General features: G+C 36.5%; 17 protein-coding genes. 5 read left to right on the forward strand and 12 right to left on the reverse strand.

All coding sequences use genetic code 11. The features are described 5' to 3' along the window. Window positions 1-101 precede the first annotated feature (101 nt). Window positions 102-1,598, reverse strand: a complete 1,497-nt coding sequence (locus QH639_RS21215; RefSeq protein ID WP_131521958.1) for a class I adenylate-forming enzyme family protein — start codon at window positions 1,596-1,598, stop codon at window positions 102-104. A gap of 244 nt (window positions 1,599-1,842) precedes the next feature. On the opposite strand from QH639_RS21215, the gene QH639_RS21220 reads away from it, so the two are divergent. Beyond that, window positions 1,843-2,436, forward strand: a complete 594-nt coding sequence (locus tag QH639_RS21220; RefSeq protein ID WP_131521959.1) for a metallophosphoesterase family protein — start codon at window positions 1,843-1,845, stop codon at window positions 2,434-2,436. 40 nt (window positions 2,437-2,476) lie between these two features. Here QH639_RS21220 and QH639_RS21225 read toward each other — a convergent pair whose 3' ends face one another. From QH639_RS21225 to QH639_RS21250, 6 genes are all read right to left on the reverse strand, one after another. Further along, a complete protein-coding gene (locus QH639_RS21225) occupies window positions 2,477-4,228 on the reverse strand; it encodes a methyl-accepting chemotaxis protein (RefSeq protein WP_237898734.1) in 1,752 nt (583 codons plus the stop codon). Window positions 4,229-4,509: 281 nt separating this feature from the next. After that, window positions 4,510-5,094 (reverse strand): DUF305 domain-containing protein, encoded by a 585-nt coding sequence (locus QH639_RS21230; RefSeq protein WP_004225628.1) that lies wholly within the window; start codon window positions 5,092-5,094, stop codon window positions 4,510-4,512. Between the two features lie 102 nt (window positions 5,095-5,196). Then, window positions 5,197-5,385 (reverse strand): cysteine-rich CWC family protein, encoded by a 189-nt coding sequence (locus tag QH639_RS21235; protein ID WP_131521961.1) that lies wholly within the window; start codon window positions 5,383-5,385, stop codon window positions 5,197-5,199. Between the two features lie 79 nt (window positions 5,386-5,464). After that, the gene (locus QH639_RS21240) at window positions 5,465-5,662 is read right to left on the reverse strand and encodes a gamma-type small acid-soluble spore protein (protein WP_131521962.1); all 198 of its coding nucleotides are present in this window, start codon (window positions 5,660-5,662) and stop codon (window positions 5,465-5,467) included. Between the two features lie 12 nt (window positions 5,663-5,674). Continuing rightward, window positions 5,675-5,884, reverse strand: a complete 210-nt coding sequence (locus QH639_RS21245; RefSeq protein ID WP_004225632.1) for a hypothetical protein — start codon at window positions 5,882-5,884, stop codon at window positions 5,675-5,677. Between the two features lie 44 nt (window positions 5,885-5,928). Next, window positions 5,929-6,162: a hypothetical protein gene (locus QH639_RS21250; RefSeq protein ID WP_016993469.1), complete on the reverse strand. Its 234-nt coding sequence runs from the start codon at window positions 6,160-6,162 to the stop codon at window positions 5,929-5,931. A 134-nt stretch (window positions 6,163-6,296) separates the two neighbouring features. Between QH639_RS21250 and QH639_RS21255 the strand changes: the two genes are divergently transcribed. After that, window positions 6,297-6,791 (forward strand): L,D-transpeptidase family protein, encoded by a 495-nt coding sequence (locus QH639_RS21255; protein WP_281115229.1) that lies wholly within the window; start codon window positions 6,297-6,299, stop codon window positions 6,789-6,791. Between the two features lie 39 nt (window positions 6,792-6,830). Here the strand turns inward: QH639_RS21255 and QH639_RS21260 are convergent, their stop codons facing one another. Beyond that, complete coding sequence (locus tag QH639_RS21260; RefSeq protein ID WP_131521964.1) at window positions 6,831-7,598, reverse strand: DUF2935 domain-containing protein; 768 nt, start codon at window positions 7,596-7,598, stop codon at window positions 6,831-6,833. A gap of 201 nt (window positions 7,599-7,799) precedes the next feature. Between QH639_RS21260 and QH639_RS21265 the strand changes: the two genes are divergently transcribed. Beyond that, a complete protein-coding gene (locus tag QH639_RS21265) occupies window positions 7,800-9,473 on the forward strand; it encodes a ribonuclease J (RefSeq protein WP_131521965.1) in 1,674 nt (557 codons plus the stop codon). A gap of 44 nt (window positions 9,474-9,517) precedes the next feature. On the opposite strand, the gene QH639_RS21270 is transcribed toward QH639_RS21265, so the two are convergent. Beyond that, on the reverse strand, window positions 9,518-10,174 hold the full coding sequence (locus QH639_RS21270; RefSeq protein ID WP_131521966.1) for a restriction endonuclease subunit S domain-containing protein: 657 nt from the start codon (window positions 10,172-10,174) through the stop codon (window positions 9,518-9,520). A 211-nt stretch (window positions 10,175-10,385) separates the two neighbouring features. On the opposite strand from QH639_RS21270, the gene QH639_RS21275 reads away from it, so the two are divergent. Next, entirely contained in the window at window positions 10,386-10,775 is a 390-nt protein-coding gene (locus QH639_RS21275; protein ID WP_004225641.1) for a helix-turn-helix domain-containing protein, read from the forward strand. Window positions 10,776-10,817: 42 nt separating this feature from the next. On the opposite strand, the gene QH639_RS21280 is transcribed toward QH639_RS21275, so the two are convergent. After that, the gene (locus QH639_RS21280) at window positions 10,818-11,693 is read right to left on the reverse strand and encodes a radical SAM/SPASM domain-containing protein (RefSeq protein ID WP_131521967.1); all 876 of its coding nucleotides are present in this window, start codon (window positions 11,691-11,693) and stop codon (window positions 10,818-10,820) included. Between the two features lie 196 nt (window positions 11,694-11,889). On the opposite strand from QH639_RS21280, the gene QH639_RS21285 reads away from it, so the two are divergent. After that, entirely contained in the window at window positions 11,890-12,303 is a 414-nt protein-coding gene (locus QH639_RS21285) for a hypothetical protein (protein WP_131521968.1), read from the forward strand. Window positions 12,304-12,504: 201 nt separating this feature from the next. On the opposite strand, the gene QH639_RS21290 is transcribed toward QH639_RS21285, so the two are convergent. After that, window positions 12,505-13,908 carry a SpoVR family protein gene (locus tag QH639_RS21290; RefSeq protein ID WP_131521969.1) on the reverse strand — a complete coding sequence of 468 codons (1,404 nt, stop codon included), beginning with the start codon at window positions 13,906-13,908 and terminating at the stop codon, window positions 12,505-12,507. A 44-nt stretch (window positions 13,909-13,952) separates the two neighbouring features. Further along, the gene (gene yhbH, locus QH639_RS21295) at window positions 13,953-15,110 is read right to left on the reverse strand and encodes a sporulation protein YhbH (RefSeq protein ID WP_131521970.1); all 1,158 of its coding nucleotides are present in this window, start codon (window positions 15,108-15,110) and stop codon (window positions 13,953-13,955) included. Between the last annotated feature and the right edge of the window lie 11 nt (window positions 15,111-15,121).

Genomic DNA, 15,121 nt, shown 5'->3' on the forward strand with positions numbered 1-15,121 from the left:
CTTGATTTAGTAACTATTTTTTGTACTAATAGCGAGTTACACCCAAGACGTAAACCCCAAAAATCTGGATAGCAATTATGCCAAAGGATAATGGAACTGTCTTAAATCGTTGTCACTTTCGGCCGTAATGTATGCTTTAGGACCTTCCCAGAGGCATTTCGTGGCAATTCTATTAAAAATTCAATTTCATAAGGTACTTTGTATTTGGCAAGTCGTGTTTGACAATAGGATAGTATCGAATTTTCATCAAGAGACTTTCCCTCCTTTAACACCACAAATGCTTTTGGTACTTCTCCATATACTTCATGTGGCAATCCAATCACTGCAGCTTCTAAAATTTCTGGCATTTGATATAGAACTTCTTCTATTTCGATTGGGTAAATATTTTCTCCACCACGAATAATCATATCTTTTTTTCGATCTACAATATATAAATAGCCTTCCTCATCAAAGCGACCTAAATCGCCTGAGTACAGCCAGCCATCCCTAATCGCTCTTGCTGTTTCCTCTGAATTGCGCAAATAGCCCTTCATTACTTGTGGCCCTCTTACGCAAATTTCGCCCACCTCTCCAGCTGGTACGACCTTTCCTTCACTATCAACTACACAAACCTCTGTCTGTGCTAATGGTTTTCCCACTGAGCCAATTTTCGTCAATGCATCTGTATCTAGCAGAGAGGTAGCTGCAGGTGAATTTTCAGTTTGACCATAAAGATTTTGAACCTTTACATTTGGAAATGCTTCTTTCACTTGCTTTACCAGCTCATAAGGCATCGGGGCAGCCCCGTAACATAATAAACGTAAATGATTAAAGCTATGTTCCTTGAATCCTGGAGTATTTAATATGATCGTATACATAGATGGAACACCAAAGAAAATTGTTGCCTCAGTCGCTACAATTTGAGCTAACGTTTTAGTTGGTGAAAATGCTTCTTCAATGACCACTGTTCCCCCACGATAAAACATAGGCATAGCAAATACGTGAAGACCTGCACAATGAAACAAAGGCGTACAAATAAACATTTTGTCTTTGCTAGACATTTTCATAGAAGACGACCAAATATCTGCTGTAGCCACGATATTCTGATGCGTTAGCATGACGCCTTTCGGTTTACCTGTTGTTCCTGATGTATACATGACCACTGCCGTATCGTCAGCCTCTAATTGCACAATTTTTCTAACACGATTATCATATTCAATTATGTTTTTCATTTCGTGAAATCCGATTGTATGTTGGAATGAATAGGAGACGTCCTCTAATATCTCTGTTAATCTTTCATCAAAAATTAAGCCCCTTGCTTGTGAATGATTAAAAATAAAATCAACCTCAGGAGCAGCTAATTTAGTGTTAATAGGCATTACAATAAATCCAGCTAATTGGACGCCTAAATAAGCGATTAAAAATAAATCTGAATTGAGCGTATATAGGGCAATCACATCATTTTTTTCAAAATCTTGTTCCTGCAAGTAAGCCGCAAATCTTTCTACACGTTGGTAAAAATCATGATAGCTTAATGCCTTTCCATCATACAGTGTTGCAATTGCATTTGGTTGCTGCCCTGCGTAGTCTTCAAGAATATCTGTCATAAACTTCGTCATTATAAGCCCTCCATACATTCATTTTATTATTACTGAATAAACAAGAATGGGAAACTATTAAACTTCTTAAAATTCTGAAAATTACGATTATATTTTATCAGGCAATGTATTTCTTGGCAATTTTTCCACACATTCAAAATATGTAGCTGAAGTAACGAAATATTCTTAGACATTTTACTTTTCTAGCAATTTCTATTGGGTGTATGATACTTGTACCATTATTATTAGGAAAGGCCGGGTTTAAATGCTTTATGCACTTTTAGGAGATTTACATTCTAATATAGAAGACACTAAAGCTGTTCTAGCTCATATTCAACAAACAGCAGAGGAAGCAAAAATCATTGGGTTAGGGGATTTATATGAATGCACTGTTAGTAAGAAAAAGGCACAAACCATATCTGGCTTACCTTTGCAAAAGGCGGCCATAGTAGAAAGTGAATTTGAAAAACTGCTAACCTTCCCCTCTATTCGAGGCAATCAAGAAGAACGTATTACTCAGGTCACTGGCATTGAACGTTTTAAAGCTTTACCTGAGACAATAGAGATTGATGGAGCCACGCTTATGCACGGACATCAATTTAAGTGGAATGTAAGCTGGCAACCGACTTTCCCATCCTTTCAAAAACCATTATTTTTCTTTGGGCATAGTCACGAATCAGGTCTTTATCATCAACAAAAAAAGCTGCCGATTCGTATTCGCTACGGGCAACCAATTGCGTTACAAGACAAACAATATGGTGTGAATGTAGGCTCTGTTATCAATCACCGTGAATGGTGTCTTTATGATAGCCAAAAGCGTACAGTGACATTTATGTGTGTTCCACCTATTAATCTATAAAAGAGCAAGCTAGTATGTAGACTAGCTTGCTTTCCAATTTTTAATGAATATATTGCTTTTTCCCGCTCAATAAAATTTCCTTTAACTCTTTTAACTTTTCAATTACAGCATACGATTCATCCGTAATTTCTTTTAGGTATTTTTCAGCGCCCGTTTTATTGCCTACATTGTATTCACGCACTGCTTTTTTTGCTATATCATGCACGTAAATAAATGGTTGTTCTAACTCTGCGTAGACACGCTCATCACCTAACAGTTTCTTTCCTGTGCCGTAATACCACTCGCCAAGGCGTGATTCTTTTGGAGACCCTACATCCTGCTCCGTCATCGTTTCAAAGCCTAGTAGCAAATTGTAGATTTTCCATCTCCACAATAGATGGTCGGTAATAGCTAATTCAATAATATCCTCTTGGCTAATAATAAAGTTTTTAGAAATTGTTGTGGATCGGTATCCATCAATCATTTTACTTAACTTATAAATGGCAGAGCCCATATCAAAAACGATTACCTTACTTTTTTGCATGCTTTCTGTAATAGTATGGTTACGTTCAGAAATAGTAGTAGCAGATTGTGCCTGAACCTTTGTCGTTGTAGCTATTTCCTCAAAGCGCGCCCCCTGCTGCTGTAAGTTTTTATTTAGCTCAGCTAGCGTCTGTGATATATATAAGGTATCTGTAACACCTTGATGTAAATCTTGGGAAAATTGAGTCGTCAATGAACTAATATTATGGGTAATATGAAGTAGCTCCTGTATATCTGTATGTATAGATTTGACAGATGTACTTGTATCATCAGCAAGTTTCCGAACTTCCTCTGCAACAACCGCAAAACCTTTTCCTGCTTCTCCAGCACGAGCGGCCTCTATTGATGCATTTAAAGCCAGCAAATTTGTTTGATCTGCTATTTTTTTAATTAATTCCATTAATTTCGCTACACTATTTACACGTTCAACTAAACGCCTAATATCTTCCTGCATTGATTTATGGCCTTCATCGGTTGTCTGTAAAATAGATGATACTTGTTGTAATGATTCCAAATCCTGATTTAATTTTTTAAAGGCATACTTTGTTTGCTCTGAAATATCACCAACTGATGTGGCAATTTCTTCAATACTTTCGTCTAACTCATGCATTAATTGATCTGCTGCTACAATTTCCTGTTGTTGAATCTCCTGAAATTCAATCAGTTCCTTAATGGTATCTAACTGTGTATTATAAGTAATTATTTCACCTAATCCATTTACTACGGATCCTGCTTGAATTTCAATATAGGTCTCTAAAATAATTTGTTGATCAATTGTTACTAAGCTATCGTAAGACAATAAAACATCCAGCATTTTTTCTTCATCACGAGATAGTTCTTTGACAATAAGCGGAATGATTAATTGATTAATCAGTGTATAGGCAGAAATCATCCAATTCGGTAGTACACCAATTCTTGCATGAACATACGCAATTTTACGACGCTTAAAGACATAATCTAAATCTAATTCATCATCAAATAAGCTAATAAAATGTGTATCAAACAATCCTTTTAAACGCTCTACTGTCGAATGTGTATTGATGACATGATTAAACTCTGGAATTTCCAGTAGACGAGCATAAAAATTATCGAGTATATGCTGTCGATTATTCTCGTAAATTTTACGTAAAAACCCTACAGATTCTCTTCTAATTCTAGATAAAGCAAGGAAATCCAATTTTTCTTTAAAACGTTCATTTGTTTCGATGTCTGAATTTTTCGTAGCCGAAAAATAATCATAACTTTGATTAATCTTCTTCCTTTTGAACATAGCTCCCACTCCTAGTTGTATTCAAGTAAAATATAATTACCAATATTTTAAAGCCAATTATAGATTTCTCTTCATTACCTTCAACTAATAAAACATATATATTTTACCAACAATAGAATGACAAAAATAGATTCTCATTTAATTCTTTACACTTTATTATTTTTTCGTCCACTTTATTGACAATTTCTTATTTTCTTAGTTAAACACTGTCTTTACGCAGAAAAAGCGCTAAAATCCCAATTGATTTAGCGCCTTCTTCCCATATAAACTTCTCGTTAGTGCTAGCACTCACAATCGCAATTTTGTAAGCTATCCAGTAGCTTTTCCATGGCTTCTAGTTGCTCACACAGCGTTTGAATCATGCAACGTAGGATTGGAATTAACTCTTGACAGATGCAGAATCTAAGCACATTTTGTGCCAGTCGTATACCACCCTGATGATGGACGATCATTTCCCGAAGATAATTGATATTAATGCTATTAGAGACTGGTGGAGCACACATTGCATTGAACATAGCTTCTGTAATTTCTTTGTAAGCACACATATACTCGTATAATTCATACTCTGAATTTTGTACGACACAACATCGATTTTGTATCGCTTCAAGACTCTCAACCATTTCTGTATGTGTGCGAATGATTTCTAATGCGAGATTTTGCACAGGTATATTCGTTGTATAACGTAAAACATTTTCAGACATTTGGATTGCTGCAACTTGATGAGGGATGATTTGCTTAATAAAATTTTCTGAGATACTACAAGTAATGGTTACATAGGTCATACCCTGCATCATTTTTTTGAGGATTCGCTGATATTCCTCTAAATATGCCTTTGTCACATTACTGAGTTCAATTGGTTTAGCCATTAGACACACTCCTTTCAGAGTAATGTATGCCTGCTAGGTTGTTGTGCGATAGACAATTGTACCAATTGCTCAATTTTTACCAACCTTTATCATCGTAAAAAACTATACTTGCTCTTTCTTATATGTATCTATGCATGTTGAACAAATGCATAGATTTGGCTCTCTTTGAACTGAAGTTAACAGGGTTTCTGGTATGCTAACTGTCATACACCAGCACTCTTTTTCACCTCTTGCCACGCCACAATGGTTTTCGCCTCCGCATAATGGACATTTCATTTCTCCAGTTGTCATGCTTTTACAACTCCTTTATTTTTCACCATTGTAAAATAAAAAGGGAAGAGCGCTCAATACCTTGCTCCTCCCAAAACTTTTACTGTTGATGCCTGTGTATATCTTGTTTTACTTCTTCAATGTCAGTGTCGCTATAAATAGACGTTCCACGTCCACCACTTTTTGCTAACAGGGCCTTCACTTCATTATAGGATAATCCTGCATCTGCATTTTTTTGCTTCACTTCGTTAATATTTGTACCTGCAGATGTAAACTGGATGTCTTTTTCACGATTCATCATTTTTACCTCCTATAATTCATCTGGCTGCATTTCAATTAATTCGTCGCCTTCTCTTTTTACACGCTTATTGAGTTCCTCTATTGGAATGGCATCTACAGTTTGCATATCCTCATGCAGATCGAAAAGACTAATCGTATCTGATTCAACCATATCAGGCTTGTCCTTACTATTTAAATTCATGAACATTTTCTTTTCATGTGGTATTTTTTCGATGTCCATTCTGTCACACTCCTTTACCTTTAATGTGTGTAATGCTGAACAGATTATGTGTCTTTCTCTTTCGCACTTTTATCTATTCGATGATACTCAGCTATTTGAATAACTCGTACATGTTTTGTGTGCAGTTCATGGTATATTCCCCTACTATCCGTAAAGGAGATATATTGATCGCGTTCATTTTTCACTAATTTTTCTGCCTCTTGTTGCGATTCAATAAAAATGAATCTTCGAACATAATGTACCTCATCAAAAAAATACGTAATTTTAAATTCCTTCATCTTTATGCCCCTTAATCCTGCAATGTCACCGTTTATTCTGTCCAGAAACTGAAAAACTTTGCATTCCTAACATTACCTAAAACATCTGAAGCATATAGTAGAGCAATAAATCTTTGCATTGGAGTGAATAATAATTGATTCATACTGTCAAAGCTGGTGAAACCCTTGCTCAAATTTCTCAAGATTACCGTACACCTTTGGCATCCATTATCGCTGCTAATCCAGGAATTCAGCCTGACCATCTTTTCATGGGTCAACAAATTATCATCCCCGGCTTGCCCGACCCTGAAGCAATTCCTTATCGTATCGAGATATCCACCAATAATCGCTGGCTCCGTTTATATAAAAACAATATCCTTCAAAAACAATACCCAATTGCAGTCGGACGCATGCTTCACGAAACACCTGTAGGTAGTTTTATTATCATCAATAAAGCGCCAAACTCTGGCGGTCCTTTTGGCACGATGTGGATGAGTCTTTCTAAAGAACATTACGGAATTCATGGCACAAATGATCCTAGCTCGATTGGGCATGCTGTTTCACATGGGTGTATCCGCATGCAAAATCGAGATGTTGAAGAGCTAGCCAGTATTGTGCCAATAGGTACAGAGGTAGTGATTCATCCCTAACTAAAAAGGCTATCTAGTCAGTTTAGATAGCCTTTAGATTTAATTATCTTGTTCTCTAGCCTGTGCAAGCTTTGTTAAATAGTATTGCTCTTCACGCCACATATGATCCGCCATCGGAGCTGTAAATGTACCTAGCACCTCTGCACTTAGCTCCATTTCTTCTAATTCTCTTAAGAATGTTTTAAATAATGTCATTTCTAGCTCAACATCTTTATTAAATCGTTTTAAAGCTGGAAAGGAATCGATATTCGTACGTAAATAGCCTGTTAATTCTACGGCCTTTAAGTAAAATTGTTCAAAGTGTTGAGCAAACTCATGACTCTTTTGCTTCAAACGCTTCTCAACACCATCTAAATCATCATTAATAATGCCTGCATGTCCAGAGGCATCTAAAAGCCAAACTAAATGATGATGAAGTTCATGGAAAATCGGTGGTGCTTCTCCTTTTTTCAAGTAATTCAGCACATTTTGGTATTCCTCTAATTCATTGACCATATGGTTGACAAACGTAGGCGTTAAATGAATCCCAATATCCCCCAATAGTTGGTGTCTAAGTAGATGAAGCTTGAATTGTTTAAATTGCTCAACATTGTCGTCCACGGACACTGAAAAAGATACAGCATTTGAATCATCGAGCGAAGGTATATACGCAAGTAGCTGCGAGAATTGATAAATATACGTATGGGCATTTTGAATAGCATCCTTTTCTGAGGAATAGAGAGCGTCATGAATAAATTGAGCATGATTTTGCATAATTTCTAGCCAAAATCTATGCTCAAAAATAGCATGTTGCACAAAATTAGACAAAGGTTTACCTCCTCTTAACTTGATTTTAGAGAAATAACTAAAAAATTTACTCGGAGCTGTCTTTGATTTTGTTGTCTCTCCATTCTATTTTTGCGTTATACAATTAGTCGTATATTTCGTATAGGATGAAATGCTAAAAGCTATACTACCTATGGCAAAAGCATTTAGAAGGCTTTATTTAAAACTATAGGAGGGAATACGTTGTCAACAAGTAAACAGCTATTATCCATATTCGCCCTAGGTGGGATAAATGAAATTGGTAAAAATATGTATGTAGTACAATATGCAGATGACATAATTATTATTGATTGCGGAGCAAAATTTCCTGATGAAACACTGCTTGGAATTGATTTAATCATTCCAGATATTACGTATTTACTTGATAATAAGGAGAAAATTAAGGCATTAATTGTCACGCATGGTCATGAGGATCATATTGGTGGTATTCCTTACTTACTAAAAAAATTAAATGTCCCTGTGTATGCTACCCGATTCACGCTTGGACTTATTGAATTAAAGCTGAAGGAACATAAACTTTTAAGAGGAACCGATTTAATTGAAATTCATGCAGACTCAGCTCTACATTTAGGACAAATCGATGTTAGTTTCTTTAGAACCAATCATAGTATACCCGATTGTTTAGGAATCGTTTTAGCCACACCAGAAGGAAACGTTGTCCATACTGGAGATTTTAAATTTGACCTAACGCCTGTTAACAACCAATTTGCTGATATTCATAAAATGGCTGAAATCGGTTCAAATGGTGTGCTAGTTCTTATCTCGGAAAGTACAAATGCAGAAAGACCAGGTTTGACACCTTCAGAGCAACTTGTAGGGCATCATATTGAGGAAGCCTTTTTACATGCTGAGCGAAAAGTAATCATCTCTACCTTTGCTTCAAATGTTAATCGTATTCAACAAATCGTACATGCAGCAATTGCCACCAATAGGAAGCTAGCTTTAGTAGGGCGTAGCATGGTCAATGTCGTTGATGTTGCAATTGAACGAGGTTATTTATTTGTACCAGAAGATCTGTTAATTGATGCACGAGAGGTCAAATACCTCCCACCAGAAGAGGTGGTGGTCCTCTGCACAGGTAGCCAAGGCGAGCCTCTAGCTGCACTTGCAAGAATAGCAAATGGTAATCATCGTGAAATTAAAGTTTTACCAGACGATACAGTCATTCTTGCCGCTTCACCAATCCCTGGTAATGAAAAGGGCGTTTCTCGCATTGTGGACAATTTGTTTCAGCTTGGTGCTAAGGTTATTTATGGTTCTTCCAGTCATACAGGTATGCATGTATCAGGACATGGTCATCAAGAGGACTTGAAACTTATGCTGACGTTTATGAAGCCTAAATTCTTCATCCCTATTCATGGTGAGTACCGTATGTTACATCAACATCGTTTATTAGCAGAATCTATTGGCGTTCAAAAGGGACATACATTTATTATGAAAAATGGGGATGTTGTTGATATTGAAGATTCAAAGGCAAGGCAAACACGGAAAATTCCAGCTGGGGATACCTATGTAGATGGGATTGGCATTGGTGAGGTCGAAGGAATTGTCCTCCGTGATCGCAAGCAACTTTCAGAAGATGGAATGCTTGTTATTGTATTGACACTCAATAAAGCTGACGGTGGTTTTATTTCAGAACCCGATACCATTTCACGTGGTTTTGTTTATGCTAAAGATTTCGAGGCACTGTTAACTAAAGTCAATGTGCTTTCCAAAGAAATCGTCAATGAGCTTCAAGAAGAGGGCAGACAGCAAATACATGTCCTTCGCCGAGAAATTAAAAGAGCTGTTGGACAATATTTATTTACCCAAACAAAACGTAAGCCCATGATTTTACCAATTATTATTGAAATTTAACAAGTCGGTGCAAGGATTGCTCAATCCATTTGCACCGACTTATGTTAATTGCTCAGCATTTGAAAGGAGGAATCATTTAAGAAATCTCCATTATAAATCTTATGTAACATATCCGCATATAAAGATTGGAGCTGGTCAAAGCTATGATGTAAGTTTTTTGAATGCTGATTTACTTGTTTTGACACATTATCGAAATACTGTGGAAGTTTTTCTACCGCTGTGACTAAAGAATCTTTATTCATTAATAGATGTTGAATAGCGTTTAATAGTTGAGCTGCTCTATGCTGTATATCAAGAGGAGGTAATTCGATTATTAAACGAAGGATATGACGCTTCTCTTTATTTAATTGATACCATTTAAAAAAGTGAAATAAATAGTCACTAACAACAATGGATTCATTTGGAATAATGGCAATGATATCATGACCGATGCACACAGCTTTTTTACATTGATAAATAATGGTTTCCTTTACATTTAATTTGTTGAGAAGAATGCTTTTTGCAGGTACTAGTGACAAATTTAATGAATCAACCGTGTGATCAATCTTTGGCACTTGACTAGCATCATCATCTACCATTAATTTCAAGAGTGTTGCTTTGGTGATAAAAGGAGTACCTTCCCTAGTAAAATATTGATCGTTCACAATTAAATGACCAATTTGGACTTTTGCTATTTCTTCTAAAAAAAACTGCTTCACCATGTATGAACCCTCCAATCCTCTGTCCCAATTAATACCCTGAATTCAATCTTCATTAACGCATGCCTAGTTATTTATTTAGGTCATTTGTCTGGATAAAAGTATTACTCTAAAGATTGTACCATTTTAATGAAACTTTTTCTCTATTATACCACTATAATAGTATAGTCATTTCCATTGTTTTTCACTAGCTTTTAACATAGAGGTGAATCATATGTCAGATTTTTTAAAGCTAGTAGGTGAACAACTTCGGATTATTCGATTATCTAAAGGACTTAGCCAAGAAGAAGTGGCTGAAAGAACAGGGAAGTTGGGTTTCAGTAAAGGAAGAGTTTCCAATATTGAGCATGGACAATCTAATATTACCTTAAGTACTTTGGAAACAATCATGAAGGCATTAGACATTACCCCTGAGGAGCTATTTAATTTTCAAAAATTATCTGGCGTTACTGATATTGAGGAGAAAAACCTCATGCTAGACATTCATCGCTCATTATTAAGAGAACGAAATTTAGACGAGGTAAAATATGTAGTTCGTATAACGAAGGATTTTTTAGATACGATTGATTCTCAATCAAAGAAAAACAGCTCTAACGGTCAATGACCATTGGAGCTGCTTCTTTATTTCAACGTAACTTTTTAGAAGCTACATACCAAACTTTTGACGATAGCCGCATTTTCTACATAGTTCTTCCACAGCTTCTCTTCTTGAGAAGCCTTCAACAATCTTATTGGCACGCTCTCCTTCTACAATGTCGGAGAAGGATTTTTCATGTACATTCCCTAAATTAATGACACCTTCACCATCCAAACAGCAAGGTACAACGGTACCATCCACCAATATAGCTGCTTGACTACGCAGAGCATGACAAAAGCCCTTGCCTTCATCCTCTGGCTCTAGGAGACTTGGCCATCTAAACTCATGATCTTGATTTAAATACACATGCGGGGCAATTTTTACCCCTTTACCAGGTTCTACTTTTTCTTCTATACGATAATCAAGATGATACTCATTTTCTAATATTTCTAAAGTCTCGCGGTTGCGACGAGCTGCAACATCTGAAACATGATCCTGTTGTAGATTCCATAAACGATAGGAAATAATCGTATTGTATTCCCTAGAATCTCGCACAAAATCCAAAATATCTCCTAAATATTTTTCACGATTTTCGGAGCCTTCATGCCCATCAAAGCTATGCAACGAGAAATTAATTTGACGTAATGCTGGCTTTCCTAATATTTTCTCGCGATTCTTTTTGATTAGCGTACCATTCGTTGTAATATTGACTTTGAATCCTTTTGCATGGGCAGCATCTAATAGCTGATCAATTCTTGGATGTAGTAATGGCTCTCCTTTCACATGCAAATAAATATATTTTGTATGTGGACGAATTTCATCTAATATTTTATTAAATTGTTCGACTTTAATAAGCCCCTTTGCACGCGCTGTAGGTGGACAAAAACTGCATGCTAAATTACAAACGCTTGTAATTTCTATATAAACCTTTTTAAATGTTCTCAATGTTGCTTCTCCGTTCCCATTCACTAAATAATCAAATCTCATTCATTTTAACAAATTTATTGGATAGATAGCAAAAATCGTTGAGCTTCCCTCTGGCCACTCCTACCTTTTCTCTAGGTAACATGGCTACACGTACAGGTGGGTTCAAGAAGCGCTAATATCTTAATAGTAATAGGAATGGAAGGGAGGAAAAACGATGTCTAGTTTTAATTCTAAAAAATTTTATGGACCTGACGAACCTGAGCAGGAATCCTCTAACAAGCAAGGGAAAAATCATATAACAATAAATTTTACATTCAATATAGGAAATACTGATTTTCACTTTGAGCAGCGTGCAGAAGGCGGAGGCCAAATCAATCATGATGTAGGCACAAATGCCAACCAAGGTGGACAAAACGCTAGTAACGGTAGTCATACACGCAACGTCAATTCACAGTTTGCTGACGGTAATGGAAGAAGCGGTATTGCTGGTAATCATAATGACGAGGCTGGTGGGCAACAAGGCATTAAAGTACGAGATAGTCTTGTCATTGATAGTGATATTCATTCATCCTCTAACCATAGTGAAAGTAATGAAGAGACTGATGTATTAACTGAAGAAGGCGAGTAGATTGGTTTCAAAAAGATCATATCAGTCGCAAAAAAAGTCCTTTTGGCAAGAACAGGCTCTGTGCTCTGCCACAGGAAAGCTAGTAGCTTGCAACCGATTGTTGACCTTTTCTAAAAACTACTATTAATGGTTTTGTTTTTCAATGCGATGAAAAAACTTCTATCTGCTTGATGGTACCCTCAACAGATAGAAGTTTTTTTATTATACATTGCGTTTATAATTTTTTGTGCCGTCATATGAATAGAGCATCGGCTTTTTATCCACATAGGTTTCTAAATGAACAGGACGTCCCCATAGCTGGTAAATATAAGGTAATACATTTTCTAAATAGTGTGGATCTAACTCCATCCCTTCATAGCCATGAACTAAATATAGCTCGCCATTCCGCAAATAATCACCATTTTTCACCACAATATATGGGAAGCCGCCGTTTACACGCATGGATACGAGTTGATCGCGAACCATCTCGTGATCCTTATCCGTTATACGGTATTCATTCCCTTTCTTTTGGAACAAGTACAAATCTTCACGCTTCGCTAAATCCTTTGTTAAATAGTTTCGAATAAAGGAAATATCTGATTCTACCTCTCTTACCTCAAAAATCTTTTCACGTCCCGTATTTGGCAAAACACCTAACCGTTTCATTTCCTCAGTAGGATTATTATAGCGATTTTCAATATCCTCGAAAATTTTAATCCCAAGATAATATGGATTAATCGATGTTTTGGAGGGCTGCACAACCCCCGCATTTAATTTGGCATATTCGATCGTTTCAGCAGTAGTTAACTTTAGCTCCCGCATGATTCGTTGATGCCAGAAGGAGGCCCAGCCCTCGTTCATTATTTTAGTTTCTAATTGAGGCCAAAAATAAAGCATTTCCTCTCGCATCATTGTTAATATATCTCGTTGCCAGTCTTCCAATTCACGGCTATGTTCCTCTAAGAATAACAACAGATCTTTTTCTGGCTGAGGAGGAAATTGCTTTAATCTGCGTCGAATTGGTTTATAAACTTTTTCTTTTTCTTCTATACTCCATAAATCATCATACGGTGATTTTGTTGGTGGTTTTTCCTCCTCAAGCTCATCCTCTTCACTCCAGGATAGCTTCGGTCTTAAAATTGATGGATCAATATGTTCTTGAATAGCTAAAACAGCATCTAAAAACTGCTCCACCTCATCCTTGCCATACTCTCTCTCATAGCCAGCTATTCGCTCCGCAGTTGCGGTCATACTTTCTACCATATCTCTTCTTGTATTAGAAAAACGTATATTATTTTTGAAGAAATCGCAGTGTGCTAGAACATGGGCAATAATCAATTTATTTTGGGTTAAAGTATTGGTATCCAGTAAAAATGCATAGCAAGGATTTGAATTAATGACAAGCTCATAAATCTGACTAAGTCCTAAATCATATTGAAGCTTCATTTTATGAAATTGTTTGCCAAAGCTCCAATGGGAAAAGCGCGTGGGCATACCGTAGGCGCCAAATGTATAAATAATATCTGCTGGACAAATTTCATAACGCATTGGATAAAAATCTAAGCCAAAGCTTGAGGCAATTTCGGTAATTTCATCTATTGCACGATGAAGCTCTTTTGTGTCCATTTTACGCCCCCTCCTTTGAACGTGGTGCTGAGGATACTTCCATGTTACTCTTCACTTTTCTTGAAAAAGCTCTTTAAAGCGTCATACACATCGCCTTTTTTTCTCAAAATATGGTATCTGAATTTAGGATCATCAATTTTTTTATACGTATACATAAGCGTTGAGAATCGGTTATGCTGATTCACCTCACCATAGCCAAACATGCTGGATACATCCATTAACTCTCCTACTAGCTTCAAGCACTTTTCATTGTCCATCGATATATTTTCACCATCTGAAAAATGGACAGGATAAATATTGTAGCGAGACGGATGATATTTATCCTGAATTAATTCCAATGCCTTTTTATAAGCTGAAGAACAAATGGTTCCACCACTTTCGCCCTTTGTAAAAAACTCCTCTTCTGTGACAACCTTTGCCTCAGTATGATGAGCAATAAATTCAATTTCTACTGTTTCATATTTTGACCGTAAAAACTTCGTCATCCAAAAGAAGAAGCTTCTCGCACAATATTTTTCAAATGCTCCCATTGAGCCACTTGTATCCATCATGGCGAGCACTACGGCTTTGGATTCTGGTTTCTCCACTTCATCCCATGTTTTAAAACGTAAATCGTCATTGTGGATTGGCGTTATTTCTGCTTTCCCATGCATCGCATTGCGCTTTAATGCATTCAAAATGGTACGCTTTTTATCGACATTACCCATGAGTCCTTTTTTTCGAATATCATTAAACTCTATTTTTTCTGTTTTAATATCTGCCTTTTCTTTTTGCTGTAAATTAGGTAACTCTAGTTCATGAAATAAAACATTTTGAATTTCCTCAATACTGACTTCCGCTTCATAATAATCTTGGCCAGGCTTGTCACCTGCTTCTTTACCTTTACCGGGAGCCTGATTGGCCTTACTGCCATCGCGCGCTACTACATCTCCAACACTACTATCCCCTTGTCCCTGCCCTACATGCTTAGAGTTATCATAGTTATATCGAATTTTATATTCATCAAGTGACCGAATTGGTATCTTAATAACCTCGCGACCATTGGACATCACAATACTTTCTTCGCTAACTAAATCAGGTAAATTATTTTTAATTGCATCTTTCACTTTTTCCATATGGCGTTGTTGGTCTTGGTGCCCTTTACGATGGAGGGACCAATTTTCCTGAGAAATGACAAAGCGTTTATTTTTGTGTTCAGTCATTTTTATCCTCA

It is taken from the genome of Lysinibacillus sp. 1 U-2021 (genome assembly GCF_029916965.1).
GTDB lineage: Bacteria > Bacillota > Bacilli > Bacillales_A > Planococcaceae > Lysinibacillus > Lysinibacillus capsici.